The following is a 25,042-nucleotide window of genomic DNA, read 5'->3' as shown; positions in this document are numbered from 1 at the left end:
GAGTGGTGGGGCGAAGACCTTTTGCTTACTTTTGGGTCTTTCCAAAAGTGAGCCGCTGTAAGAGCGGAACCATAAGCCGCCGTTACCGCAGCAACGGATATGCCCCCAACCCCAACCCAACCCCAATCACCCAACCTTCTTCGGCACCCGCACCAACCGTGTATCCGAATAAATGTCATGCCACCCACGCTTCTGCTTATCCACCAGCGACCAAATAAACCCAAGCCCCAAACACAGCCACGAAGCAATCGATACCACAAACCGCAACAACGCCTGCCACAGGCTAATCCGCGACCCATCCGCGTTCTGCACGCGAACCCCCCACACCTGCATACCCAGGGTCTGCCCCGAGTACGTCCAGAACTTGGCAAAAAACCCAAACAACACAAAAACCAAAATCGTCGACAGCAGCGGGTCACCGTCCAGTGCCCCGGATTCGGTCAGCGTGCGCATTTTGGCCTCGCCCACAAACGCAATCCACACCAACTTGTAGATAAACGCAGTGACGATCAACAGCGCAGTGCACAGCAAAAAGTCATAAAACATCGCTGCCAGACGACGCCCCAAGCCAACGGCGGGGAAGTCGCCCTGGGGATTCAGCAAGGGTTTGGGCATGGCAGGGTTCTCTGGATGGAAAACGCCATTCTACGAACAAACGCGCATAAAAAAGCCCCTGATGTCACCATCAGGGGCTTTTTGTCGCAGCAAGGATCAACCTTCTGCTTGTACTTCGTCAGCCTGCATGCCTTTCTGGCCTTGCACAGCAATGAAGGTTACTTTCTGGCCTTCTTTCAGGCTCTTAAAGCCGTTGCCCTGAATAGCGCGGAAATGCACGAACAGATCCGGCCCGCTTTCTGGAGTGATAAAACCAAACCCTTTCTCGTCGTTAAACCACTTGACGGTACCGCTCTGACGATTCGACATTTCTTCTTTCCTTTGACGCTTAAAATTAATGACAGCCTCTTTCATATGAAAGAGTACTGGGCTGAGTTGCAGGAAAGTAAGAGACGTCGAACGGGGTGTAGCACAACTACTTCAGCTACTGCCCAGGTCCAGGTTCCAAGCGACCCATGCAAACACAGTGATCAAACTCTACGCCAACTACCGGAGAAAAAACAAGCCCTGAAAAAACCCAGCGTTTGTTCGGCTTGATGGCACTTTTACCCCGCTCAGCGGATCCCATATAGTTGATAGAGTTGATCACTTGTTACAGGTAAGTTCCTACTGTAATAGCTATCGTAGTGCACTGTTTTATGGCGGTTGCGTTACAGAGTAGTGCACGCTGACGCAACCGCGTTACTTATAGGAACAGTCAATCAGCCACGGTAGTAACGTTGCGGCACAAATGGCATTTTACTTACGCGTAGTGGCACTTTTTTCCCACGTACCAACGCAGACACTTCGGTGTCCAGTGCGATGAATGCACTGTCCAGGTAACCCATGGCCAACGGGCCGCCCAAGGTTGGACCGAAACCGCCGCTGCATACGCTGCCGATCACGGTGCCGTGTTCGTCGACGATTTCTGCGCCTTCACGCACCGGAGTCCGCTCTTGCGGCAACAGGCCGACACGCTTGCGGCTCACACCGGCTTGTTGTTGCGTGAAGATGCGGTCTGCACCCGGGAAGCCACCGGCACGCGCGCCATCGGCACGGCGGGCCTTGGAGATGGCCCAGAGCAGGCTGGCTTCAATCGGGGTGGTCTCGGTGTTCATGTCGTGGCCGTACAGGCACAGGCCAGCTTCCAGGCGCAGCGAGTCGCGGGCGCCGAGGCCGATCGCTTGTACTTCGGTTTCGGCAAGCAGGCTGCGCGCCAGGCTTTCGGCATTGGCCGCGGGCACGGAAATTTCAAAACCGTCTTCGCCGGTGTAGCCCGAGCGGCTCACGTAGCAGTCCACGCCGAGCAGGCGCAGGGTGGCGAACTGCATGAAGGTCATTTTGGTGACTTCTGGTGCCAGGCGCGCCAGCACTTTCACGGCCGCCGGGCCTTGCAGAGCCAGCAGGGCGCGCTCTTCGAACAGTGGCTCGATGGTGCACGCCTCGCCAATGTGCGCGCGCAGGTGCGCCAGGTCCTGATCCTTGCAGGCAGCGTTGACCACCAGGAACAGCTCGTCATTGCCCAGGTTGGCCACCATCAGGTCGTCAAGAATGCCGCCCTGGTCGTCTGTGAACATGGCGTAGCGCTGCATGCCCACCGGCAGGTCGATGATGTCGACGGGCACCAGGGTTTCCAGGGCTTTGGCAGCATTTGCGCCGGTCAGGCGGATCTGGCCCATGTGGGACACGTCGAACAACCCGGCCTGATCACGGGTGTGCTGGTGTTCCTTCATCACGCCGAGTGGGTATTGCACCGGCATGTCGTAGCCAGCGAAGGGCACCATGCGCGCGCCGAGCTCAAGGTGCAGTGCGTGCAGAGGGGTTTTCAACAGGGTTTCGGTGGACATATTCAGCTCCTGAAAAACGTGCGGACGCGCCTTTGGGCGTCAGCACTCGATAATGTTGACCGCCAAACCGCCACGGGCGGTTTCCTTGTATTTGCTTTTCATGTCGGCGCCGGTCTGGCGCATGGTGCGGATGACCTTGTCGAGGGATACAAAGTGTTGCCCATCGCCGCGCAAGGCCATGCGCACGGCATTGATTGCCTTCACCGAACCCATGGCATTGCGCTCGATGCACGGCACCTGCACCAGCCCGCCAATGGGGTCGCACGTCAGGCCAAGGTTGTGCTCCATGCCGATCTCGGCGGCGTTTTCCACTTGGGAAACCGTGCCGCCCAACACCTCACACAATGCACCGGCAGCCATCGAACAGGCCACGCCGACTTCACCCTGACAGCCGACTTCAGCCCCGGAGATCGACGCGTTTTCCTTGTACAGAATGCCGATGGCGGCGGCGGTGAGCAGAAAGCGCACCACGCCGTCTTCGTTCGCGCCGGGAATGAAGCGCATGTAGTAATGCAGCACCGCCGGCACAATTCCGGCCGCACCGTTGGTGGGCGCCGTGACCACGCGCCCGCCGTTGGCGTTTTCTTCGTTGACCGCCAGCGCGTAAAGGTTGACCCAATCGAGCACCGACAGTGGATCACGCAGCGCCGACTCCGGGTGCTTGCACAACTGCCGATGCAGCGCAGCCGCGCGGCGCTTGACCTTCAAGCCGCCAGGCAAAATCCCTTCATTGCGACAGCCCGCGTCCACGCAGTCCTGCATGACTTGCCAGATTTTCAACAAGCCGGCGCGGGTCTCCGCTTCCGGCCGCCAGGCGCTTTCATTGGTCAGCATCACCTGGCTGATCGACAGCCCGTAGGTGGTGCAGTGCCCGAGCAAGTCTTTGGCGTGTTTGAACGGAAAGGTCAGCGGCGTTGCGTCTTCGACGATGCGGTCGGCGCCGGCGGCGTCTTCATCCACCACAAAACCACCGCCGACCGAGTAGTACTCGCGGCTGCGGATCTGAATGTTGGCGGCGTCGAAGGCCCGAAAAATCATGCCGTTGGGATGGTAGGCGAGGGGTTTGCGAATCATCGCCAGGTGTTCTTTCTCGTTGAACGCAATGCTGTGTTCACCGAACAAATTCAGGCGGCCGTCTTTGCGCACTTGCGCCAGGCGGGCGGCTACGGTTTCAGTGTTCACGGTGTCCGGGTGTTCGCCTTCCAGGCCGAGGAGCACGGCCTTGTCACTGCCATGGCCTTTGCCGGTGGCGCCGAGTGAACCATAGAGTTCCACCTTGACGCAGGCGGTGGCGCTCAGCAGGTCGTCACGTCGCAACCCTTCGACAAACCGGGCAGCGGCGCGCATCGGGCCGACGGTGTGGGAACTGGAGGGGCCGATGCCAATCTTGAACAGGTCGAACACGCTAAGGGACATGGTGGTTCTCCGGTTTCTTATTATTTTCTGGGTGTACTCGGCCTGACTGTGGAAGAGATCCATGTGGGAGCTGGCTTGCCTGCGATGCAGACACCTGGGTCTATCAGTCAGACCCAGGTGATGCCATCGCAGGCAAGCCAGCTCCCACACTTGACCCTGTTCAGTCAGGTTTACGCGTAGCTCTCGATCGACGGGCACGCACACACCAGGTTGCGATCGCCAAACACGTTGTCGACCCGGCCAACCGGCGGCCAGTATTTGCCTTCGATCAATGACGCCACGGGATACACCGCTTGCTCGCGGCTGTACGGATGAGTCCATTCGCCCACCAGTTCGGCGGCGGTGTGCGGTGCGTTTTTCAGTGGGTTGTCGTCCTTGTCCAGCGTGCCGTTTTCCACCGCGCGAATCTCTTCGCGGATGGCGATCATCGCGTCGCAGAAGCGGTCCAGCTCTTCTTTGGATTCACTTTCGGTCGGCTCGATCATCAGCGTGCCCGCCACCGGGAACGACATGGTCGGTGCATGGAAGCCGAAGTCGATCAGGCGCTTGGCCACGTCATCCACGCTGATACCGCTGCTGTCTTTGAGCGGGCGCAGATCGAGGATGCATTCGTGGGCCACCAAACCGTTGCTGCCGGTGTAGAGCACGGGGTAGTGCTCTTCCAGGCGACGGGAAATGTAGTTGGCATTCAGGATCGCCAGCTGCGACGCGCGTTTGAGGCCTGCGCCGCCCATCATGCTGATGTACATCCAGGTGATCGGCAAAATGCTCGCGCTGCCAAATGGCGCCGCGCACACCGCGCCTTCCTTGCGTTCCATGGCCGCGTGGCCTGGCAGGAATGGCGCGAGGTGGGATTTAACGCCAATCGGGCCAACGCCCGGCCCGCCACCGCCGTGGGGGATGCAGAAGGTTTTGTGCAGGTTCAGGTGGGACACGTCGCCACCGAACTTGCCCGGTGCGCACAGGCCGACCATCGCATTCATGTTGGCGCCGTCGATGTACACCTGGCCGCCGTTGTCGTGAATGACCCCGCAGATTTCGCGGATGCCTTCTTCGAACACACCGTGGGTGGACGGGTAGGTGATCATCAGCGCGGCCAGGTGCTCGCGGTGCTCGATGGCCTTGGCGCGCAGGTCGTCGATGTCGACATTGCCACGCGCGTCGCAGGCGGTGACCACCACACGCATACCAGCCATGTTGGCGGTCGCCGGGTTGGTACCGTGGGCGGAAGACGGGATCAGGCAGATGTCGCGGCGCTCATCGCCACGGCTCTGGTGGTAGGCACGAATGGCCAGAAGGCCTGCGTACTCGCCCTGTGAACCGGCGTTCGGCTGCAGCGAGATCGCGTCGTAACCGGTGGCCGCGCAGAGCATGGCTTCCAGGTCCGAAGTCAGCTCCAGGTAACCGGCGCTTTGCTCGGCGGGAGCGAACGGGTGCAGGGCACCGAATTCGGCCCAGGTCACCGGGATCATTTCGCTGGCGGCGTTGAGTTTCATGGTGCACGAACCCAGCGGAATCATGGTGCGGTCCAGCGCCAGGTCCTTGTCGGCCAGCTTGCGCAGGTAGCGCATCAGCTCGGTTTCCGAGTGATAACGGTTGAACACCGGGTGGCTGAGGATCGGCGACTGGCGCAGCAGCGCGGCTGGCAGGGTGGTTTCGGTCTCGGTGAAGGCTGGCAGCGCCTTGCCGTCGGCGAAAATTGCCCACAAGGCTTCGATATCGGCCTGGGTGGTGGTTTCGTCGACCGACAGGCCAAGACGCTCAGCATCGACCACACGCAGGTTGATGCGCTGGGCGCGGGCCTTGTCGTGCAGGGCGGCGGTGTGGACGCCGGTGTTGACGGTAATAGTGTCGAAGAAGTGTTGCTGCTCGACCTTGAGGCCCAGGGCGGTCAAGCCTTTGGCCAGGATCGCGGTCAGCTGGTGCACACGCTGGGCGATCTGGGTCAGGCCTTTGGGGCCGTGGTACACGGCGTACATGCTGGCGATGTTGGCCAGCAATACTTGGGCGGTGCAGATGTTGCTGGTGGCCTTCTCGCGACGGATATGTTGCTCGCGGGTCTGCATGGCCAGGCGCAGGGCCGGCTTGCCGAAACGGTCCACGGACACACCGACCAGACGGCCCGGCATATCGCGCTTGAATGCGTCCTTGGTGGAGAAGTAGGCCGCGTGCGGGCCGCCAAAACCCAGCGGCACGCCGAAGCGTTGCGCGCTGCCGATGGCCACGTCGGCGCCGAACTCGCCCGGCGGGGTCAGCAGCGTCAGGGCCAGCAGGTCGGCGGCCACGGCTACCAGAGCGTTGGCGGCGTGGAATCGCTCGGTCAGTTCGCGGTAGTCAAACACGTCACCGTTGCTGGCCGGGTATTGCAGCAGAGCGCCGAAGAACGGGCTGACGTCAGTCAGCTCGCGCTCATCGCCCACCACCACGTCAATGCCCAACGGCTCGGCACGGGTGCGCAGCACGTCGAGGGTTTGCGGGTGGCTGTGCACCGAGGCGAAGAACGCATTGCTGCCTTTATTCTTGCTCAAGCGCTTGCAGAAGGTCATGGCTTCGGCGGCAGCGGTGGCTTCATCGAGCAGCGAGGCGTTGGCGATCGGCAGGCCGGTGAGGTCGCTGATCAGGGTCTGGAAATTCAGCAACGATTCCAGGCGGCCCTGGGATATTTCTGGCTGGTACGGGGTGTAAGCGGTGTACCAGGCCGGGTTTTCCAGCAGGTTGCGCAGGATCGGCGACGGCGTGTGGCAGTTGTAGTAGCCCTGGCCGATGTAGGTCTTGAACAGTTGGTTTTTGCCGGCGATGGCCTTGATTCTGGCCAGGGCCTGGGCTTCGCTCAAGCCGTCTTCCAGGCCGAGCACGCTGGTGCCCTTGATGCTTTGCGGGATGACGCTGGCGCTCAGGGCTTCCAGGGAGTCAAAACCCAGGCTGGCGAGCATGTGCTGCTCGTCTTCCGGACGCGGGCCGATGTGGCGGGCGATGAATTCGTTGGCGGTGCTCAGGTTGATACTCATGGCGCGCTCCTCAAGCTTCAGCGTTGGCTTTGATCAGACGGTCGTACGCATCCTGATCCAACAGTTTAGCGACCGCTCCGGCATCAGCCGGTTTAAAGCGGAAGAACCAGCCTTCGCCCATCGGGTCTTCGTTGACCAGTTCCGGGCTGCCATCGAGTTTGTCGTTCACTTCCAGTACTTCACCGTCCAATGGCATGTACACGCCGCTGGCGGCTTTGACCGATTCCACGGTGGACGCTTCAGCGCCCTTGTCGTAGACCTGCAACTCCGGCAGTTGCACGAAAACCACATCACCCAGCGCGTTCTGCGCGAAAGCGGTGATACCTACGGTCACGCTGCCGTCAGCTTCGGCGCGCAGCCATTCGTGGTCTTCAGTAAAACGCAACTCGCTCATGGAAACTCCTCGGGGCCAGATTCGTCTGGTGGACGGGATTGGAATAATGAGGAGTTACGTAGCAATATCGCGGCCAATCTTATTAATTCCTTAAGAATCAATAAGTTGTAAATTTCAGTCGTGGATTTGAAAGATTGGCCTGTAGCGATTTCGCTACACTCGAGCGCATGAAAAAAAGCCTATGCGGATCAAAGCCTTGCACTGCGCGCTAAAGAGACAGTTGTAGCGATATCGTTACGCTGTAGCGCTTTCAGTACAGTGGGTGTCGTTCCTGGACCCTATTGGCAATGCAATCAACTGTGGGAGCTGGCTTGCCTGCGATAGCGGTGCATCAGGTAAGCCGCCATCGCAGGCAAGCCAGCTCCCACAGTTGGAAAACCGTTTTAGTCAGGGCTTGCCGGGGATGCCGTACTTTCGCAGGCGATGGGCGATGGCCGTGTGGGAGGTTTGCAGGCGGCTCGCCAACTGACGGGTTGAGGGGTAACTGGCGTAGAGCTTCTCCAGCAAGCCGCGTTCGAAGTCTTCCACCGCCTGTTCCAGGCTGTCGACTTCGCCGTCGTTCTGGCGCGCCACTGAGGTTCCGGCGATGTCCAGGTCACCAATGTCCACCAGCGTGCTTTCGCAGATGGCCGCCGCGCGGAAGATCACATTTTGCAACTGGCGCACATTGCCCGGCCAGCGGTTGCCCAACAGCGCCGGGTAGGTGCCGGGCGCCAGGCGGCAGACCGGGCGCTGAATCTGTGCACAAGCCTGCTGCATGAAATAGCGGGCGAGCAACAGGATGTCCTGACCGCGCTCACGCAGAGGCGGCACTTCAACATTGAGTACGTTAAGGCGGTAGAACAGGTCTTCGCGGAAGGTGCCCTCACTCACCATCTTTTCCAGGTCGCGGTGAGTGGCGCTGAGGATGCGCACATTGACCTTCACTTCACGGTCGCCGCCGACGCGGCGGAAACTGCCGTCATTCAAAAAGCGCAGCAGCTTGGCCTGCAGATACGGCGACATCTCGCCAATCTCATCGAGAAATACCGTGCCCTGGTTCGCCAGCTCCATCAGCCCCGGCTTGCCGCCCCTTTGCGCGCCAGTAAACGCGCCGGGGGCATACCCGAACAATTCACTCTCGGCCAGGTTCTCCGGCAACGCCGCACAGTTCAACGCCAGGAACGGCGCACTGTGGCGCGCGCTGATGGCATGGCAGGCACGCGCGACCAACTCTTTGCCGGTGCCGGTTTCGCCCTGGATCAACAACGGTGCATCCAGCGCCGCCACCCGTTGTGCCCGCGCCTTGAGGGTGCGAATCACCGGCGACTCGCCGAGCAGCGCATCAAAGCCTTCGGCGTGGTCATGGTGCAGCGCCGAGAGTTGCTCGCCGATGCGATTGGGTTGGTAGAGGGTGAGCAGGGCGCCGGCGTCGGTGATCGGCGTGGCGTCCAGCAGCAAGGTTTGGCCGTTGACGCTGATCTCGCGCAGGGCCAGGCGAAAGCCGTGCTCCAGCAACGTGTCGAGCAGCTTCGGGTCATTGAACAGCTCGCTGATGCTTTCCCCGGCCGGTTCGCGACCGTACAGGGCGATCAGCGCCGGGTTGGCCAGCAGAATCTTGCCCGCACTGTCCAGGGCCAGCACCGGGTCGGTCATGGCGGCCAGCAGGGCGTCGAGTTGCAAGTGGCGGCGTTGGCCGGGGAGGATGTCCACCACGGTAACGGCCTGCACGCCCTGCACGCTGAACAGGGCGTCGCGCAGCTCTTCGAGCACGTCGGCGCTGAGGGTCGGCGCGTCGATATACACGTTGGGCGGCACCATCTCCACCGCATCCAGGTTGAGATTGCGCCCACCGAGCAAGGCCAGGACTTCCTGGGTAATGCCGACGCGGTCGATGAAGCTGACGTGGATACGCATGGGGTGCTAGCAATTCTGGGGAGCTGGAGGCGGCAAGTATGCCTTGGAGCCGATGGAGATCAAAATGTGGGAGCTGGCTTGCCTGCGATAGCGGTGGGTCAGGCAACATTTCTGTTACTGATACACCGCTATCGCAGGCAAGCCAGCTCCCACAGTTATCCTGTTTTGCCTTAGAGAAGGCTATTCCAGGTGTTCGGGCTTGACCGGGTCGCCCGATTTCACATCCAACTGATGCCGCACATCTTCGAACATCAAGTCGTACTGCTTGTGCATCGAACCATTGAGCACGGCAACCTTCGGCATCCCGTATTTCTGCGCAATGTTCATCGCATGCCGGGCGAAGTCGAACGCCTGATCCTTGGGCAAATAAAACTCTTCTTTAATGTCCTTGCCCTGTACCGAACCGTGCAGCTTGAACAGCATCCCCTTGCCTTCCTTGGGGTCCTGGCTGACCTCATAGTCGATGCACAGGTTGTAGCTGTAATCCTGGTCATTCAGCGCGTGACGTTCGACATGCAGGTGACCGGGTTCAAAAGTGGCCATAGGCGTTTCTCCTCTACTTCACAGGTAGGTGATGCCAGGTGTTGCCGTGCTGATGCGTGTGCCAGCATTGCCCTGGACGATGGCTTCGATGTCCGAGAGTGAACCGATGACTGCGGTTTTGCCAGTCTGACGGGCGAACTCGCAGGCCGCTTGCACCTTGGGCCCCATGGAACCGGCGGCGAAGCCGAGGTTTTCCATATCGTCGGGGTGGGCCTGGGCGATGGCTTTTTGGGTTGGCTTGCCGAAATCGATAAACGCCGCGTTAACGTCGGTGGCGATCACCAGCAAATCGGCGTGCAATTGCCCGGCGAGCAGGGATGAGCACAGGTCTTTATCGATCACCGCCTCGATGCCTTTGAGCTTGCCGTCGTCACCGTACATCGTTGGAATGCCGCCGCCACCGGCGCAGATCACGATGCTGCCTTTTTCCAGCAGCCAGGTGATCGGGCGTATTTCAAAGATGCGTTTGGGGCGCGGGCTGGCGACCACGCGGCGGTATTTGTCGCCATCCGGCGCGATGGCCCAGCCTTTTTCAGCGGCGAGTTTCTCCGCTTCTGCTCTGGAATACACCGGGCCGATGGGCTTGGTCGGGTTCTGGAAGGCTGGGTCGTTGGCGTCTACTTCCACTTGGGTGAGCAGAGTGGCGAACGGCACTTCGAAGTCCAGCAGGTTGCCCAGTTCCTGTTCGATGATGTAGCCGATCATGCCCTCGGTTTCAGCGCCGAGCACGTCCAGCGGGTAAGGCGAAACCTGGGTGTAGGCCGCCGCCTGCAGCGACAACAGGCCGACTTGCGGGCCATTGCCGTGGGCGATCACCAACTCGTTGCCGGGGTAGATTTTGGCGATCTGTTCGGTGGCGATCCGGATGTTGGCGCGTTGGTTGTCCGCCGTCATGGGTTCACCACGGCGGAGCAGGGCGTTACCGCCCAGTGCAACGACGATACGCATACAGAGTGTCCTTCTGAAATACTCATAATCAACTCGGCCAATGTGGGAGCTGGCTTGCCTGCGATAGCATCACCGCGGTCCGCTTGATAGACCGAGGTGCCTGCATCGCGGGCAAGCCCGGCTCCCACATTGATCGCATTGCCAGGGCGAGGGGTTAGATATCCGCCAGCGCCGACACCAGAATCGCCTTGATGGTGTGCATGCGATTTTCCGCTTGCTCAAAGGCAATATTCGCCGGCGACTCAAACACTTCTTCCGTCACTTCCACGCCATCGGCCAAGTTCGGATAGCGCGCGGCGATGTCCTTGCCGACCTTGGTCTCACTGTTGTGGAACGCCGGCAGGCAGTGCATGAATTTCACCCGAGGGTTACCCGAGGCTTTCATCATCGTGGCGTTGACCTGGTACGGCAGCAGTTGCTCGATACGCTCGTCCCACGCTTCCACCGGCTCGCCCATCGACACCCAGATATCGGTGTGAATGAAGTCCACGCCTTTCACCGCTTCTTTCGGGTCTTCAGTGATGGTGATGCGCGCGCCGCTTTCTTCGGCAAACGCCTGGCATTGCTTGATGAAATCCTCGCTCGGCCACAGCGCTTTCGGCGCGCCGATGCGCACATCCATGCCGAGTTTGGCGCCGATCATCAGCAGCGAGTTGCCCATGTTGTAGCGCGCATCGCCCAGGTAGGCGTAACTGATGTCATGCAGCGGCTTGTCGCTGTGTTCGCGCATGGTCAGGGTGTCGGCGATCATTTGCGTCGGGTGGAATTCGGCGGTCAGGCCGTTGAACACCGGCACGCCGGCGAACTTGGCCAGCTCTTCGACGATTTCCTGTTCGAAGCCACGGTACTCGATGGCGTCGAACATGCGGCCAAGCACGCGGGCCGTGTCTTTCATGCTCTCTTTGTGGCCGATCTGCGACGACACCGGGTCAATGTAGGTGACGTGGGCGCCCTGGTCATGGGCCGCCACTTCGAACGCGCAACGGGTGCGGGTCGAGGTTTTTTCGAAGATCAGCGCGATGTTTTTGCCCTTCAGGTGCGGGCGCTCAGTGCCGGTGTATTTGGCGCGTTTGAGGTCGCGGGACAGGTCCAGCAGGTAGTTGAGCTCGCGAGTCGTGTGGTGCATCAGCGACAGCAGGCTGCGGTTGCGCATATTGAAAGCCATGATGGAATCTCCTTAATAGTCGATAGGGTCGCGGATGATCGGGCAGGTCATGCAGTGGCCGCCGCCACGCCCCCGGCCGAGTTCACCGGCGCTGATGGTGATGACTTCCACACCGGCCTTGCGCAGCAAGGTGTTGGTGTAGGTATTGCGGTCGTAACCGATCACCACGCCGGGTTCCACGGCCACTACGTTGTTGCCGTCATCCCACTGCTCGCGCTCGGCGGCGAAGCTGTTGCCGCCGGTTTCCACCACGCGCAAGGCCTTGAGGTTGAGGGCTGCGGCCACGGTTTCGAGGAAGTTGGTTTTTTCGCGCTGGATGTCGATACCGTGCGGCTTGCTTTCGTCAGGGCGCAGGGTGAAGGGGACAATCTGGTTGACCACTTCGGGGAAGATGGTCACCAGGTCGCGGTCGCAGAAGCTGAACACGGTGTCCAGGTGCATCGCCGCGCGGGACTTCGGCAGGCCGGCAACGATCACCCGTTCCACGGCCTTGTTCTTGAACAGGTTGCGCGCCAGTTGACCGATCGCCTGGTGGGACGAGCGTTCGCCCATGCCGATCAACACCACGCCGTTGCCGATCGGCATCACGTCGCCGCCTTCCAAGGTGGCAGCACCGTGTTCCTGGTCCGGGTCGCCGTACCAGATCTGGAAGTCTGCGTTGGTGAACTCTGGGTGGAATTTATAGATGGCGCTCGCCAGCAGGGTTTCCTGGCGTCGCGCCGGCCAGTACATCGGGTTGAGCGTCACGCCGCCGTAGATCCAGCAGGTGGTGTCACGGGTGAACTGGGTATTGGGCAGCGGTGGCAGGATGAAGCTGGCGTGGCCGAGGAAGTCGCGGAACATCTCGATGGTCTTGCCACCGAAGCTGCTCGGCAGGTCATCGGCCGACACGCCGCCGATCAGGAACTCGGCAATCTTGCGCGGCTCCAGGCTGCGCAGCCAGGAGCCGACTTCATCGACCAGGCCCAGGCCAACGGTGTTGGAGGTGATCTTGCGCGCCAGGATCCAGTCCAGCGCTTCGGGGATGGCGACGATGTCCGTCAGCAGGTTGTGCATTTCCAGCACATCGATGTCGCGCTCGCGCATCTTGGTCACAAAGTCGAAATGATCGCGCTTGGCCTGGGCCACCCACAGCACATCATCGAACAGCAGTTCATCGCAGTTGTTGGGGGTCAGCCGCTGGTGGGCCAAGCCTGGGGAGCACACCATGACTTTGCGCAGTTTGCCGGCTTCGGAATGTACGCCGTACTTCACTTTTTCGGTGGTCATTACAGATCCTCCAAGGAACATCAGTTACAAGGTCAGGAAACCGTCGTAGAGCCCATAGGCCGCCACCAGGGCGCCCACAACCACTGCGGCGAAAATCAGTTTCTCGACGTTGGTGAAAATCGGTTTGCCCAGTTCATGCTTGGCCTTGGCGAACAGAATCGCGCCGGGGGCGTAGAGCAGGGCGGAGAGCAGCAGGTATTTGGTGCCGCCGGCGTAGAGCAGCCAGACCGCGTAGATCAGGGCGATGGCGCCGATGAACAGGTCTTTCTTGCGTTCGGCGATGGCGTTTTCGTAGGTCTCGCCGCGCACCGCCAGCAGCAGCGCGTAGGCCGCCGACCACAGGTAAGGCACCAGAATCATCGAGGTGGCGAGGTAGATGAGCGACAGGTAGGTGCTGGCGGAAAACAGCGTGATCACCAGGAAAATCTGCACCATCGCGTTGGTCAGCCACAGGGCGTTGACCGGCACGTGGTTGGCGTTTTCCTTGCGCAGAAACGCCGGCATGGTGTGGTCCCTGGCGGCGGCGAACATGATCTCCGCACACAGCAGCACCCACGACAGCAGCGCCCCCAGCAGCGAAATAATCAGGCCGACGCTGATCAGCACCGCGCCCCAATGACCGACCACATGCTCCAGCACGGCGGCCATCGACGGGTTCTGCAGTTTGGCCAGTTCCGGCTGGGTCATGATCCCCAGTGACAGCACGTTCACCAGCATCAGGAACAGCAGCACAGTGATAAACCCAATCACGGTGGCCTTGCCGACGTCGGAGCGTTTTTCCGCACGGGACGAGAAAATGCTCGCGCCTTCGATGCCGATAAACACCCACACGGTGACCAGCATCATGTTGCGCACCTGGTTCATCACACTGCCCAGGTCGGGGTTTTTCACGCCCCAGATGTCGGCGGTGAAGATGTCCAGTTTGAATGCGAACACCGCGATCAATACGAACAGCACCAGCGGCACCACCTTGGCAACGGTGGTCACCAGGTTGATAAACGCGGCCTCTTTGATCCCGCGCAGCACCAAAAAATGCACGGCCCACAGCAACACCGACGCGCCGATCACCGCAGCGGGTGTGTTGCCTTCACCGAAGATCGGAAAGAAGTAACCCAGGGTGCTGAACAGCAACACGAAGTAACCGACGTTACCCAGCCAGGCACTGATCCAGTAACCCCAGGCCGATGAAAACCCCATGTAGTCGCCGAAACCGGCCTTGGCGTAGGCGTACACCCCGCCGTCGAGGTCGGGCTTGCGGTTGGCGAGGGTCTGGAACACAAACGCCAGGGTGAGCATGCCGACGGCGGTGATCACCCAGCCGATCAATACCGCGCCCACATCGGCGCTGGCGGCCATGTTTTGCGGCAGAGAGAAAATCCCGCCGCCAATCATTGAGCCGACGACAAGCGCGACCAGTGCGCCTAATCGAAGTTTTCCGGGAGTTTCAGACATGACGTGACTCCAATGCAGGAGAAGAGAGACCACAGAATAATTCCGTGCGCTAATCAAACAGCTGACTCAGATCACTTCATTGGCACATTCCATTGTGAATTAATGACTTAGATTGGAAAGCTGCAGGCGATACAATTCGTGGCACAGGCGCTTTCCGAAGCCTTGTGCCCTTTGTAGTTAATTAATTAGTCAGGGGTGTGGACGTTTGAAACTAGCCCTATTTGCCGAATGTGCAACCTTTTTCCAGGATCTTTTCCATCCGATGGGTAAGTGGCAAAGTGCTATCTAAGTTTAAATTTCAAATGATCATAAACGCTATTAATTGACATATGATTAAGTTATGAGTGCGCCCCTTTTATTTGCCATCACTCATAAACGCTACACTTGGCTGGATAATTAGTTGAGTGCGCAGTTGTCAGCCGAGTCGATTTATATCCAGGAGTGTGCATGTCTCAACCCGCCCAGAAACTTCGATTGGGTGCCTTGATTGCCCTGGTGGTCGGCTCAATGATTGGCGGCGGGATTTTCTCCCTGCCGCAAAATATGGCCGCGCGCGCTGAGGTGGGCGCGGTGTTGATCGGCTGGGCGATCACTGCCGTGGGCATGCTCACCCTCGCGTTTGTGTTCCAGACCCTGGCCAACCGCAAACCGGAACTGGATTCCGGGGTGTACGCCTACGCGAAAGCCGGTTTCGGCGACTACATGGGGTTTTCATCCGCCTGGGGGTACTGGATCAGTGCGTGGATGGGCAATGTCGGTTACTTCGTGTTGCTATTCAGCACCCTCGGTTACTTTTTTCCGGTGTTCGGCCAAGGTAATACGCCCATCGCGATTGCCTGTGCCTCGCTGTTGCTGTGGGCCGTGCATTTTTTGGTGCTGCGCGGGATCAAGGAGGCTGCGTTCATCAACCAGATCACCACCGTCGCGAAGATCGTGCCGCTGCTGATGTTTATCGTGATCGCCGCCGTGGCGTTCAAGGCCGATATCTTCACCCGCGATATGTGGGGGCTGGGCAACCCGAGCATTGGCAGCGTGGTGGATCAGGTACGCAACATGATGCTGGTCACCGTGTTTGTGTTTATCGGCATTGAGGGCGCCAGCGTCTACTCGGCGCGGGCCGAGAAACGCTCGGACGTGGGCCGCGCCACCGTGATCGGGTTTCTCGGCGTGCTGGCGCTGTTGGTGCTGGTGAATGTGTTGTCGCTGGGCATCATGAGCCAGCCGGAACTGGCCAAGCTGCAAAACCCGTCACTGGCGGGCGTGCTGGAGCATATTGTCGGGCCGTGGGGCGCGCTGCTGATCAGCATTGGCCTGGCGGTGTCGCTGCTCGGCGCCTTGCTGTCGTGGGCGCTGTTGTGCGCCGAAATTCTTTATGCCACTGCCCACGGCAACACCATGCCGGCGTTTCTGAAAAAGGAAAACGCCAACCAGGTGCCGGTCAACGCGCTGTGGATGACCAATGTGATGATCCAGCTTTTTCTGGTGATCACGCTGTTTTCCCACAGCACCTACACCACGTTGATTTACCTCGCATCGTCGATGATCCTCGTGCCCTACTTGTGGTCTGCGGCCTACGCCGTGCTGCTCAGCGGGCGCGGCGAAACCTACGAAGGCGCCGCACGCCAGCGCATCAAGGATTTGCTGGTGGGCCTGATCGCGCTGGGGTATGCGGTGTGGCTGCTCTACGCCGGGGGCCTTAAATACCTGTTGTTGTCGGCGCTGCTGTACGCGCCGGGCGTCATTCTGTTCGCCCTGGCCAAACGCGAGCAGGGCTTGCCCTTGTTTACGCCTATCGAAAAAGGCATTTTCAGTGGCGTGGTTGCGGGGGCGGGGCTGGCGGCGTATGGGCTGTACAGCGGGGGTTTGTCGTTGTGAGATGGGTGTGTGAGCCACCTTGCGATTGGGCGGCGATCGCAGCATAGGTATCTACACAACTCAAGCTAGACGCTTAAACCCCAGTAGGTAGGGCTTTCGTGGCGAGCGGGCTTGTCGAATCGTCGCACCGCCCGCGTTGGGTTGCGAAGCAGCCCCAGTAAAGAAGAATACGGTGTATCAGACTATTTCGTAGTGGCTGGTTCTGGGGCTGCTACGCAGCCCAACGCGGGACAAGCCCGCTCGCCACAGAGAGATTCGCCAGCCTCTAAAAGTTGTGTAGATACCTATGCTCTTCGCAGGCAAGCCAGCTGCTCAATGTTGATGTGTGAACCCATTTCAAATGTGGGAGCTGGCTTGCCTGCGATGGCGGCGGTCAGGTCACCACTGAGCCCGATGTGACCCCAATTCCCCAGCCGGCAAATCCCACTGCAAGGGCGTCCCGCTGATCGTCAACGGTGCCAGCAACCGATGCGCCTGGCCCCACGGTGTTTGCTCCACCAGCAACCCTTGATCTGCGGGTTCTTCCGCCCGCAACGCTGGCTGCTGCGACACTTGCCCGGCTTCCACCAGCAACTTCGCGGTACGCGCCAGCGACAACCTTGCCGAACCACCGCGTGCGCTTTTCAACCGCGCGCTCAATGCCTGAATCGCCGCCGCCGCCATCAGGTACCCGGTCGCGTGGTCCAGTGCCTGCAAGGGCAGCGGCACGGGTTTATCCGAGCGTTTCCAGGCCATGCCCGCGTCGGCAATCCCGCTGCTCATCTGCACCAGGCTGTCGAAGCCGCGGCGATTGCGCCACGGGCCGCTCCAGCCGTAGGCGTTCAGGCTAACGTCGATGAGGCCGGGAGCCAGGGTTTGCAGTTCGGCCGAGGTGTAGCCCAATTGCTCCAGTGCATCCGCGCGGTAACCGTGGAACAGGATATCGGCGTCTTTGAGCAGGCTTTCGAACATCTGCCGGCCTTCGGCGGTTTTCAGGTCGAGGCGGGCGCAGCGTTTGCCCAAGGTCATTTCCGGTAACACACCTGGCTCGTTCCAGTCGGGCGAGTCGATGCGCAATACGTTGGCGCCCAGCCCGGCGAGAAAACGGCTGGCCACGGGGCCAGCCAGCACACGGGTCAGGTCCAGCACCTTGATGCCGGCCAGCGGGCGCGCGACTGAACCAAGCCAGGGTTTGTCCACACACCTCTCATACGTCTGACGCTGCACCAGCGCTTCGGCATTTACCGCCAGACCTTGGGGATGGGTTTGCCAGGCTTGCCAGGAACGCATCTGCGCCGCGCAACCGCCTTCATCGACAATCGCCTGCTCCAGCTCTGCTGCATGCCACTGGGCAACCTTGCCCGCCATTTCGTTGCGGTCGGCGACCTCTCCCAACACCCGCTCGGCGGCGGCTCGGTGATGGGGCGCGTTGGTGTGCAAACGAATCCAGCCGTCGGTGCTGGCGTAGTCGCCCGCGACCGGGTCCCACAGCGGTGGCACTTGCCAGCCGACGGGGCGAATCGACGAGGAGAACCAGAACGAGGCGAGGCGCCGATCAACGCTGACCACCGGCAGGCGCCCGGTCTGTTGCAGGATCAACTGGGCCAGTGCCTGACCGGCGGCGCCAATGCTGGCGCTGGCCAGTTCGGTCACGGCAAAGGTCGAGGGCAGGGCGCCGGCCTCAGTGACGTTGAGTGGTGTGTGGGGTAAATCGAGTGCGGCTTGGATGGGTGTCAGCAGGTCAGTCATCAAAGGCCCTCCGTAAGAGAAGGGCCACTATAAAAGATCATCACACCGGTGTGACAACTCCCGGTTCCAACGGCAGGTCGATGCTGGCAATAAAACCGCCGTCCGGGTGATTGGCCAGAATCAGGCTGCCGCCATGGCGTTCCGCCGCACGCCGGGCGATGGCCAAACCCAGGCCGTGGCCCTGGGACACCTGGCCGGGGGCGCGGTAGAACGGTTCGCCCAACTGGCTCAAGTGTTCGGCTTCCACACCGGGGCCGTGATCGCGCACGCTGATCAGAATGCGTTCGCCGTGGCGCTGGGCCTGCAATTGGATCGGTTGGCCCTGTGGATTAAAGCGCTGTGCGTTGCGCAGCAAGTTATCCACAGCGCGCTCAATCATGGTCGGCCAGCCCTTGAGGTGCAGCTCGGGTTCCGCCGTCAACTGTACAAGTTGCTCGGGAGCGCTGAGCTGGGCGTCTTTTTGCAGGGTTTTCAGCAGCGGGTTCAGCTCCACTTCCTCGGCGCTGGCGTTGTCGGCGTCCACGCGAGCAAGTACCAGGATTTCGCTGATCAGCGCTTCGAGGCGGTCGCACTCGCGGGTCAGGCGTGGCCAGAGCTTTTCACGTTCTTCGGGGTTGGCGCGTTCGGCCAGGGCCAGGGCAATACGCAGGCGGGCCAGCGGCGAACGCAGTTCGTGGGACACATCGCGCAGTAACTGGCGCTGGCTGCCAATCAGGCTTTGCAGGCGTGCGCCCATGCGGTTGAAATCAGTGGCCAGCACGCCAAACTCATCGCGGCGGTTGGCCAACTGCGCCAGGCTGTTTTGCTGATACGTGGTTTGGCCGAGGTCATGCACCGCGCCGCGCAGGCGGCTGAGCGGGCGCGTGATGGACAGCGTCACCAGCAGGCTGAACAGCGTCAGCACCACCAAGGCAATCGCCAGCGCACTCAATGGCCACGCCAAGCTGCTGCGATGCCAGGCATCCAGTTCCGGGTGGGGGATGCGGTAGATCAGCAGGTAGGTGTCGCCGGTTTTTTCACTGGTGTACTCGGCGGTCAGGCGCCGCCAGGGCAGGTGAGCGTCCTGGCTGTCATTTTGTCGGGCTTCAAAGGCGGCGGCGCGACGCGGGAAGGTGCCGCGTACCACCGGGTCGCCGCTTTCGTTCAGCACTTGCACGTCAATGTGGTACTGACGTTTGCGCTGCTGCAGTAATTCCTGGGCGGCGTCCTCGCCCTGGGCGTCGTAGAGTTGCGTCCACTCCTGCGCCAGGTTGTTGAGGCCGGGGTGGCGGCTGAGAATCCAGGCGTCCTGGTTGAGCATGTGCCCAAGCAAGATCGATAACCCGGCAACCAGGGCGATGGCCAGCCAGAAACTGGCCAGGATCCGCCAGAACAATGAACGCACAGAAAACCCTCAAACAGGAAAAGCCCAGCGGCGGTGGCCACTGGGCTGGGGGAACGCTAGGTCATTATTGCGCTTTTTGCGGTTGTTGGGCTTTCCAGGCCTGGAATTCCTTCCACTCGGCGCGGCGCTCGGCCTGTTTCTTCACGATCTCATCGAATTTCTTCTGTTGATCGGGTTTCAGCACGGCACGGATGTCGGCCTGGGTTTTCTGTTTGCCGGCAGCGATTTCATCCTGCATGGCTTTCTGGTCGGCGGCTGGCAGTTTGTCCAGGTACTTTTTGACCAGGTCTTTGCGAGCGTGCCATTGGTCACCCATCAGTTTGCCGATTTGCTGGCGCTGTTCCTTGCTCAGGTCCAGTTGGCTGAAGGGGCCGCCTTTGCCACGCGGACCGTGTTCACCGTCGTGGCCTGGGCCACCCATCATGTGGCCTTCAGGGCCGCCCATCGGGCCTGGGCCATCGGGCATTGCCGCCATGGCAACGGTGGGCAGGGCAGCGGCGAACATCAAAGCGATAAGGGTCTTGCGCATGGTGATTCTCCTGTCTCTATTCCGGTGAGTCCGGATGTGAGTAGATTAGGGGGATCAAGGTCAGCGGCGGTCAGGGGAGGGTAAAGCTTGGGTAAAGAGGGGGTTGGTGGGTGCTGACAAAACTTTTGGGGGCGGGGGGATTGGGGGCATATCCTTTGCTGCGGCCATCGTGGTTAACGGGGCGCCTGAGATCAAAGTCAAAAGCAGATCAAAAGCAAAAGCACAGTCCAGTGTGGGAGCTGGCTTGCCTGCGATGGCATCTACTGGTTTTGCCTGATGTACCGAGGTGTCTGTATCGCAGGCAAGCCAGCTCCCACAGTTGATCTCCATACATCAGGAAGAACGCGATCCGCCTTGGCAAAAACAGCGCCTTTGATTCAACCACTCAGGCCGGCTACCAGGCCGCCGTGCCTTAGATCTTGATCTGAGACGCCCCGTTAACCTAACGGATATGTACCCCGCAAACCCGTACCCCGCCACTCAAAGGCTGTAGTAATACCCACGACTACGCAACGCCACAATCCGTGGTCGACCATCCGGGTGCGGGCCGATCTTCTTGCGCAGGTTGCTCACGTGCATATCCAGGCTGCGATCATAAAGCGTCAACTTGCGGCCCAAGGCAATCTGCGCCAACTCCTGCTTATCCAGCGGCTCACCAGGCTGGCGCAACAACGCTTCAAGCAAGCGGCTTTCAGAAACAGTGAGCGTAAATTCCTGCTCATCAATGCTGACCACTCCGCGCACCGGGCTGAAGCACAAATCCCCCAGTTCCATCTGCGTCGACACCGCCGCCGGGTGGCTGCGGCGCAGTACGGCGCGCAAACGGGCAGTGAGTTCACGCGGGTCGCACGGCTTGGCCAGGTAATCGTCAGCGCCGAGCTCCAGGCCGAGAATGCGGTCCAGCGGCTCGCCCCGTGCCGACAGCATCAGCACCGGCAAATCCGGGTGGTCGTTGCGCAATTGCTTGAGCAGCTCAAGGCCACTGCCATCGGGCAGCATCACGTCGAGCACCACCGCCGCAGGGGCGCTGTCGGCCAAGGCTTTGCGCGCGCTCAAGCCATCGTGGCAGGCGCGCACCTGGAAACCTTCCTGGCTCAACCAACTGGTCAGCAGCTCACAGAGCTCCTGGTCATCATCTATCAGTAACAGCTCGCTCATGACTCACTCAATTTAGCCATTGTCGACGGCGACGGTGCCCACCACTGGCGAAGATCCCGCACAGCAGTGCGATCAGTGCTACAGCGCCACCCGTGACAAACCACTGTTGTTGCTCGGTCAGCCAGCGGGTCAAGGTGCCGCTCTGTGCTTCTTTGAGTTGCTGGGCCAGGCGTTGGTTCTCTTGGCGCAAACGACTCAGTTGAGCGCTTTCACGCGTAGCGTCTGCGCTTTGCAGTTGCTTGCTCAGTTCTTCACGCAGGCGCTCGCTTTCTTTCAAGCGTTGCTGCAACTCGCTGATCTGGCCGGCGGTACTCAAGGACAGAGGCGTGGGGCTGCCGGTGTTCGAGGGTTCTTCCGCGTGGGCCGTGGCCCCGATCGTTAACACTGCCAACAGACACAACTGACGTAAGCGCATCGGAACTCCTCATTCCACACGAATATTCAGAACGTTGTCGGCAGGTTACCGGGAATAATGAGCCATTAGGAGTACGCCGAACGCAATAGGTTCGGCGCACGCCGGGGTCAAGGCAGGACTTTCTTGAACGGCTTGATGGAGACATCCGCGTAGACGCCCGCTGCGATAAACGGATCTGCCTTGGCCCAGGCCTGGGCATCGGCCAGGGAGGCAAACTCGGCGACGATCAGGCTGCCGGTAAAACCGGCGTCGCCCGGGTCGTTGCTGTCGACCGCCGGGTTGGGGCCGGCCAGCACCAGTCGTCCTTCGGCTTGCAGCACGTTCAAGCGCTCAAGGTGAGCGGGGCGCACGGAGAGGCGTTTTTCCAGCGAGTTGGCAACGTCGGTAGCAACAATGGCGTAGAGCATGTCAGTCCTCGGTTTTCGGCGTAGTGGGGTCGGTGTCATGCAGGTGGCGCGACAGGTAAATACCCTGTGCGACGAGGAACAACACGGTCATGCCCAGGCTGCCGAAGACTTTGAAGTCGACCCAGTAGTCCTGGAAGGTAAAGGCCACGAACAGGTTGGCGGCGCCGCAGAACAGGAAAAAAATGATCCAGGCGATGTTCAAGCGCGTCCACACTGGCTCCGGCAGGGTCAGCGCATGGCCCATGATGCGCTTGATGAGCACGCGGTCACCAATGAAGTGGCTGCCGATAAACGCCAGGGCGAACAGCCAGTTCACCACCGGAGCCTTCCATTTAAGGAAGGTTTCGCTGTGGAAGGCCAGGGTCAGGCTGCCGAAGACCAGGCACGCGATGAGGGTCAGCCATTGGCTTTTTTCGAGTTTGCGCTGGGAGATGAAGATCGCGCCGTAGACCACGACAGAGCTGATGATCAGCACGGCTGTGGCGCTGTAGATGCCCCCGACGGTCAGCTCATGGCCGGCCAGATCGATGACACGTGGGTCGAGTTTATAAACGATGAAAAACAGCAACAGCGGGATGAAGTCGATGAATTGTTTCACAGTAAGAGCCAGAAGCTGGATGTGGCGGCATAATAACAAACATCCTTGGTAGCGAAAGCGCCAGCTGACTTGAGGTTACACACTTCCGTGAATGTTGATTTGCACTGCCACAGCACAGCCTCCGACGGCGCCCTGGCGCCCGCGGTACTGGTCTCGCGTGCGTTTGAAAAAGGCGTGCAAGTCCTGGCGTTGACCGACCACGACACCCTCGAAGGCCTCGATGAGGCCCGCACAGCCGCGCAGGCGCTGGGCATGCAGTTGGTCAACGGCGTGGAATTGTCCTGCACCTGGGGCGGCGCCACCATTCATGTGCTTGGCTACGGTTTCGACCAAAATGCCCCGCCGCTGGTGGCGGCTATTGCTCAGTTGCACGATGGCCGCTGGCTGCGGTCCGAAGAAATAAGCCGCAAACTCGCCCTCAAAGGCATGCCCAATGCCCTCGAAGGCGCCCGCGCCGTCCAGCAGGAGTTGGGCGACAGTGGCAACGCACCGGCCCGGCCGCATTTTGCCGACTGGATGGTACGTGAAGGTTTTGTTAAGGACCGCGCCGAAGCGTTTCGCAAATGGCTGGGCGCCGGCAAGTTGGGCGATGTAAAGCTACATTGGCCGACCCTTGAGGAAACCGTCGCGACGCTGCGGGCCTCCGGGGCCTGGGTCAGCCTGGCGCACCCTTGGCATTACGATTTCACCCGCAGCAAGCGTCGCAAGCTGATCAGCGACTATATTGGAGCGGGCGGCCACGCAATCGAGGTGGTCAACGGCCACCAACCTGCTGAACAGGTGGGTAGCCTGGCGATTCTTGCGCGCGAATTTGGTCTGCTGGTGACTGCCGGCAGTGATTTTCATGGCCCAGGCGGCTGGTCCGAGATCGGCGAATACCGCGCGGTCCCGGAAGATTTGCCGCTTTTGTGGGGGCGATTCAAGCATGACCCCATTACTGCCACCGTCTGAACAGGTAGAACACGTGAGTCAATTCTTCCAGATTCATCCGGAAAACCCGCAAGCGCGCCTGATTAAACAGGCCGTGGAGATCATTCGCGCCGGCGGCGTGGTGATTTACCCGACGGATTCGTCCTACGCCATCGGTTGCCAGATCGGCGACAAGGGCGCGGTTGAGCGGGTCAGACGTTTGCGTGACCTGGACAAGAACCACAACTTTGCGCTGATTTGCAGCGACCTGTCGCAGCTTGGCCTGTTCGCCAAGGTCGACACCGGCACGTTCCGCCTGCTCAAGGCGCACACGCCGGGGCCTTACACGTTTATTCTCAACGCCACCCGCGAAGTGCCGCGCCTGTTGCTGCACCCGAAGAAACGCACCATCGGCCTGCGCGTGCCGGAGCACCCGATTGCCCTGGCTTTGCTGGCCGAGCTGGGTGAACCGCTGATGAGCGTGTCGTTGATCATGCCTGGCGACACCGAGCCGCTGGAAGACCCGTACGAGATGCGCCAACTGCTGGAAAAGCAGGTGGACCTGATCATCGACGGCGGTTTCGGCGGCGGCAAAGCCTCCACCGTGATTAACCTGGCCGACGGCGAGCCGGAAGTGGTGCGAGTGGGCTGCGGCGACCCGACGCCGTTTATGGTCGAGGCCTGAATGTCGGTCGTGGAAACCGTCGACAGCCAGGCGGGCGCCCAGCAGGAACTGCCATTTGCCATGGTCTACGGCCAGGCGGTGCTGGAAATGCCGCTGGATTTGTACATCCCGCCGGACGCCCTGGAAGTCTTCCTTGAAGCCTTCGAAGGCCCGCTGGACTTGCTGCTCTACCTGATCCGCAAACAGAACATCAACATCCTCGACATTCCTGTGGCGGAAATCACTCGCCAGTACATGGGCTATGTCGAGTTGATGCAGTCGGTGCGCCTGGAACTGGCCGCCGAGTATCTGGTGATGGCCGCCATGCTCGCCGAGATCAAGTCGCGCATGTTGCTGCCGCGCTCCGAGACCGTCGAAGCCGAAGAAGATGACCCGCGCGCCGAACTGATTCGCCGCCTGCAAGAATACGAGCGCTTCAAGGCCGCCGCCGAAGGCATCGACGGCTTGAGCCGTGTGGGGCGCGACGTGGTCGTGCCCAAACTCGACGCCCCGGAAGCCCGGGCGCGCAAGCTGTTACCGGATGTCAGCCTGGAAGAACTGCTGATGTCCATGGCTGAAGTGCTGCGCCGTGGCGACATGTTTGAGAGCCACCAGGTCAGCCGCGAAGCCTTGTCCACCCGCGAGCGCATGAGTGATGTGCTGGATCGCCTCAAGGGCGGCGGGTTTGTGCCGTTTGTAGAGCTGTTTACCAAAGAAGAAGGGCGCCTGGGGGTAGTGGTGACCTTTATGGCGATCCTCGAGTTGGTCAAGGAATCCTTGGTCGAGCTGGTCCAGAATGAGCCTTTTGCGGCTATCCACGTGCGGGCGCGAGCCGAATAAAGA

The 25,042-nt window shown here is 60.5% G+C and carries 23 protein-coding genes; 4 read left to right on the top strand and 19 right to left on the bottom strand.

Going from position 1 to position 25,042, the window contains the following annotated elements; all coding sequences use genetic code 11:
- Positions 1-126: 126 nt before the first annotated feature.
- From ACP7A2_RS09650 to arcD (ACP7A2_RS09595), 12 genes are all read right to left on the bottom strand, one after another.
- Entirely contained in the window at positions 127-615 is a 489-nt protein-coding gene (locus tag ACP7A2_RS09650; protein ID WP_426134019.1) for an RDD family protein, read from the bottom strand.
- 96 nt (positions 616-711) lie between these two features.
- Positions 712-924, bottom strand: coding sequence for a cold-shock protein (locus ACP7A2_RS09645; RefSeq protein ID WP_017475696.1), 213 nt, complete (start codon positions 922-924; stop codon positions 712-714).
- 392 nt (positions 925-1,316) lie between these two features.
- Positions 1,317-2,441 carry a glycine cleavage system aminomethyltransferase GcvT gene (gene gcvT / locus ACP7A2_RS09640; protein ID WP_426134018.1) on the bottom strand — a complete coding sequence of 375 codons (1,125 nt, stop codon included), beginning with the start codon at positions 2,439-2,441 and terminating at the stop codon, positions 1,317-1,319.
- Between the two features lie 39 nt (positions 2,442-2,480).
- Positions 2,481-3,857, bottom strand: a complete 1,377-nt coding sequence (locus ACP7A2_RS09635) for an L-serine ammonia-lyase (RefSeq protein WP_426134017.1) — start codon at positions 3,855-3,857, stop codon at positions 2,481-2,483.
- 170 nt (positions 3,858-4,027) lie between these two features.
- On the bottom strand, positions 4,028-6,865 hold the full coding sequence (gene gcvP / locus ACP7A2_RS09630) for an aminomethyl-transferring glycine dehydrogenase (protein ID WP_426134016.1): 2,838 nt from the start codon (positions 6,863-6,865) through the stop codon (positions 4,028-4,030).
- Between the two features lie 10 nt (positions 6,866-6,875).
- Positions 6,876-7,259 carry a glycine cleavage system protein GcvH gene (gcvH, locus tag ACP7A2_RS09625; RefSeq protein WP_426134015.1) on the bottom strand — a complete coding sequence of 128 codons (384 nt, stop codon included), beginning with the start codon at positions 7,257-7,259 and terminating at the stop codon, positions 6,876-6,878.
- Positions 7,260-7,646: 387 nt separating this feature from the next.
- Positions 7,647-9,155 (bottom strand): sigma-54-dependent transcriptional regulator, encoded by a 1,509-nt coding sequence (locus ACP7A2_RS09620; protein WP_426134014.1) that lies wholly within the window; start codon positions 9,153-9,155, stop codon positions 7,647-7,649.
- A gap of 180 nt (positions 9,156-9,335) precedes the next feature.
- Positions 9,336-9,698, bottom strand: coding sequence for a DUF5064 family protein (locus ACP7A2_RS09615; RefSeq protein ID WP_426134013.1), 363 nt, complete (start codon positions 9,696-9,698; stop codon positions 9,336-9,338).
- A gap of 18 nt (positions 9,699-9,716) precedes the next feature.
- On the bottom strand, positions 9,717-10,646 hold the full coding sequence (gene arcC, locus ACP7A2_RS09610) for a carbamate kinase (RefSeq protein ID WP_426134012.1): 930 nt from the start codon (positions 10,644-10,646) through the stop codon (positions 9,717-9,719).
- A gap of 154 nt (positions 10,647-10,800) precedes the next feature.
- Positions 10,801-11,811 (bottom strand): ornithine carbamoyltransferase, encoded by a 1,011-nt coding sequence (locus ACP7A2_RS09605; protein ID WP_426134011.1) that lies wholly within the window; start codon positions 11,809-11,811, stop codon positions 10,801-10,803.
- A 12-nt stretch (positions 11,812-11,823) separates the two neighbouring features.
- On the bottom strand, positions 11,824-13,080 hold the full coding sequence (gene arcA / locus ACP7A2_RS09600) for an arginine deiminase (RefSeq protein WP_426134010.1): 1,257 nt from the start codon (positions 13,078-13,080) through the stop codon (positions 11,824-11,826).
- 24 nt (positions 13,081-13,104) lie between these two features.
- Entirely contained in the window at positions 13,105-14,532 is a 1,428-nt protein-coding gene (gene arcD / locus ACP7A2_RS09595; protein WP_426134009.1) for an arginine-ornithine antiporter, read from the bottom strand.
- A gap of 447 nt (positions 14,533-14,979) precedes the next feature.
- Here arcD (ACP7A2_RS09595) and arcD (ACP7A2_RS09590) point away from each other — a divergent pair, with 447 nt between their 5' ends.
- Positions 14,980-16,407 (top strand): arginine-ornithine antiporter, encoded by a 1,428-nt coding sequence (arcD, locus tag ACP7A2_RS09590; RefSeq protein WP_426134008.1) that lies wholly within the window; start codon positions 14,980-14,982, stop codon positions 16,405-16,407.
- Between the two features lie 378 nt (positions 16,408-16,785).
- On the opposite strand, the gene ACP7A2_RS09585 is transcribed toward arcD (ACP7A2_RS09590), so the two are convergent.
- From ACP7A2_RS09585 to ACP7A2_RS09555, 7 genes are all read right to left on the bottom strand, one after another.
- Positions 16,786-18,135 carry a CoA transferase gene (locus ACP7A2_RS09585; protein WP_426134007.1) on the bottom strand — a complete coding sequence of 450 codons (1,350 nt, stop codon included), beginning with the start codon at positions 18,133-18,135 and terminating at the stop codon, positions 16,786-16,788.
- A 40-nt stretch (positions 18,136-18,175) separates the two neighbouring features.
- A complete protein-coding gene (locus ACP7A2_RS09580) occupies positions 18,176-19,519 on the bottom strand; it encodes a sensor histidine kinase (RefSeq protein WP_426134006.1) in 1,344 nt (447 codons plus the stop codon).
- Positions 19,520-19,583: 64 nt separating this feature from the next.
- On the bottom strand, positions 19,584-20,048 hold the full coding sequence (locus ACP7A2_RS09575; RefSeq protein ID WP_426134005.1) for a Spy/CpxP family protein refolding chaperone: 465 nt from the start codon (positions 20,046-20,048) through the stop codon (positions 19,584-19,586).
- Positions 20,049-20,528: 480 nt separating this feature from the next.
- A complete protein-coding gene (locus ACP7A2_RS09570) occupies positions 20,529-21,206 on the bottom strand; it encodes a response regulator transcription factor (RefSeq protein WP_426134004.1) in 678 nt (225 codons plus the stop codon).
- 7 nt (positions 21,207-21,213) lie between these two features.
- Positions 21,214-21,621, bottom strand: a complete 408-nt coding sequence (locus tag ACP7A2_RS09565) for a translation initiation factor 2 (RefSeq protein WP_426134003.1) — start codon at positions 21,619-21,621, stop codon at positions 21,214-21,216.
- Between the two features lie 107 nt (positions 21,622-21,728).
- Positions 21,729-22,028, bottom strand: coding sequence for a YciI family protein (locus tag ACP7A2_RS09560; protein ID WP_426134002.1), 300 nt, complete (start codon positions 22,026-22,028; stop codon positions 21,729-21,731).
- Position 22,029: 1 nt separating this feature from the next.
- Entirely contained in the window at positions 22,030-22,626 is a 597-nt protein-coding gene (locus ACP7A2_RS09555; protein ID WP_426134001.1) for a septation protein A, read from the bottom strand.
- Between the two features lie 87 nt (positions 22,627-22,713).
- On the opposite strand from ACP7A2_RS09555, the gene ACP7A2_RS09550 reads away from it, so the two are divergent.
- The 3 genes from ACP7A2_RS09550 (at position 22,714) to ACP7A2_RS09540 (ending at position 25,039) form a co-directional block, all read left to right on the top strand.
- Entirely contained in the window at positions 22,714-23,577 is an 864-nt protein-coding gene (locus ACP7A2_RS09550; RefSeq protein ID WP_426134000.1) for a PHP domain-containing protein, read from the top strand.
- Positions 23,578-23,590: 13 nt separating this feature from the next.
- Positions 23,591-24,220 (top strand): L-threonylcarbamoyladenylate synthase, encoded by a 630-nt coding sequence (locus ACP7A2_RS09545; RefSeq protein WP_348060979.1) that lies wholly within the window; start codon positions 23,591-23,593, stop codon positions 24,218-24,220.
- A gap of 120 nt (positions 24,221-24,340) precedes the next feature.
- The gene (locus ACP7A2_RS09540; protein ID WP_175403020.1) at positions 24,341-25,039 is read left to right on the top strand and encodes a segregation and condensation protein A; all 699 of its coding nucleotides are present in this window, start codon (positions 24,341-24,343) and stop codon (positions 25,037-25,039) included.
- The last annotated feature ends 3 nt before the right edge of the window (positions 25,040-25,042 follow it).

The sequence above is a fragment of the Pseudomonas sp. PWP3-1b2 genome, from assembly GCF_049896045.1.
Classification (GTDB): Bacteria; Pseudomonadota; Gammaproteobacteria; order Pseudomonadales; family Pseudomonadaceae; genus Aquipseudomonas; species Aquipseudomonas antarctica_B.
Note: the sequence above shows the minus strand (reverse complement) of the source record. Positions and strands in the feature narration are given on the sequence as shown.

Bases quoted from the DNA above. Each gene is read 5' to 3' on its own strand.
- ACP7A2_RS09650 (WP_426134019.1), bottom strand. From the start codon at position 615: ATGCCCAAACCCTTGCTGAATCCCCAGGGCGACTTCCCCGCCGTTGGC.
- ACP7A2_RS09645 (WP_017475696.1), bottom strand. From the start codon at position 924: ATGTCGAATCGTCAGAGCGGTACCGTCAAGTGGTTTAACGACGAGAAA.
- gcvT (WP_426134018.1), bottom strand. From the start codon at position 2,441: ATGTCCACCGAAACCCTGTTGAAAACCCCTCTGCACGCACTGCACCTT.
- ACP7A2_RS09635 (WP_426134017.1), bottom strand. From the start codon at position 3,857: ATGTCCCTTAGCGTGTTCGACCTGTTCAAGATTGGCATCGGCCCCTCC.
- gcvP (WP_426134016.1), bottom strand. From the start codon at position 6,865: ATGAGTATCAACCTGAGCACCGCCAACGAATTCATCGCCCGCCACATC.
- gcvH (WP_426134015.1), bottom strand. From the start codon at position 7,259: ATGAGCGAGTTGCGTTTTACTGAAGACCACGAATGGCTGCGCGCCGAA.
- ACP7A2_RS09620 (WP_426134014.1), bottom strand. From the start codon at position 9,155: ATGCGTATCCACGTCAGCTTCATCGACCGCGTCGGCATTACCCAGGAA.
- ACP7A2_RS09615 (WP_426134013.1), bottom strand. From the start codon at position 9,698: ATGGCCACTTTTGAACCCGGTCACCTGCATGTCGAACGTCACGCGCTG.
- arcC (WP_426134012.1), bottom strand. From the start codon at position 10,646: ATGCGTATCGTCGTTGCACTGGGCGGTAACGCCCTGCTCCGCCGTGGT.
- ACP7A2_RS09605 (WP_426134011.1), bottom strand. From the start codon at position 11,811: ATGGCTTTCAATATGCGCAACCGCAGCCTGCTGTCGCTGATGCACCAC.
- arcA (WP_426134010.1), bottom strand. From the start codon at position 13,080: ATGACCACCGAAAAAGTGAAGTACGGCGTACATTCCGAAGCCGGCAAA.
- arcD (WP_426134009.1), bottom strand. From the start codon at position 14,532: ATGTCTGAAACTCCCGGAAAACTTCGATTAGGCGCACTGGTCGCGCTT.
- arcD (WP_426134008.1), top strand. From the start codon at position 14,980: ATGTCTCAACCCGCCCAGAAACTTCGATTGGGTGCCTTGATTGCCCTG.
- ACP7A2_RS09585 (WP_426134007.1), bottom strand. From the start codon at position 18,135: ATGACTGACCTGCTGACACCCATCCAAGCCGCACTCGATTTACCCCAC.
- ACP7A2_RS09575 (WP_426134005.1), bottom strand. From the start codon at position 20,048: ATGCGCAAGACCCTTATCGCTTTGATGTTCGCCGCTGCCCTGCCCACC.
- ACP7A2_RS09570 (WP_426134004.1), bottom strand. From the start codon at position 21,206: ATGAGCGAGCTGTTACTGATAGATGATGACCAGGAGCTCTGTGAGCTG.
- ACP7A2_RS09565 (WP_426134003.1), bottom strand. From the start codon at position 21,621: ATGCGCTTACGTCAGTTGTGTCTGTTGGCAGTGTTAACGATCGGGGCC.
- ACP7A2_RS09560 (WP_426134002.1), bottom strand. From the start codon at position 22,028: ATGCTCTACGCCATTGTTGCTACCGACGTTGCCAACTCGCTGGAAAAA.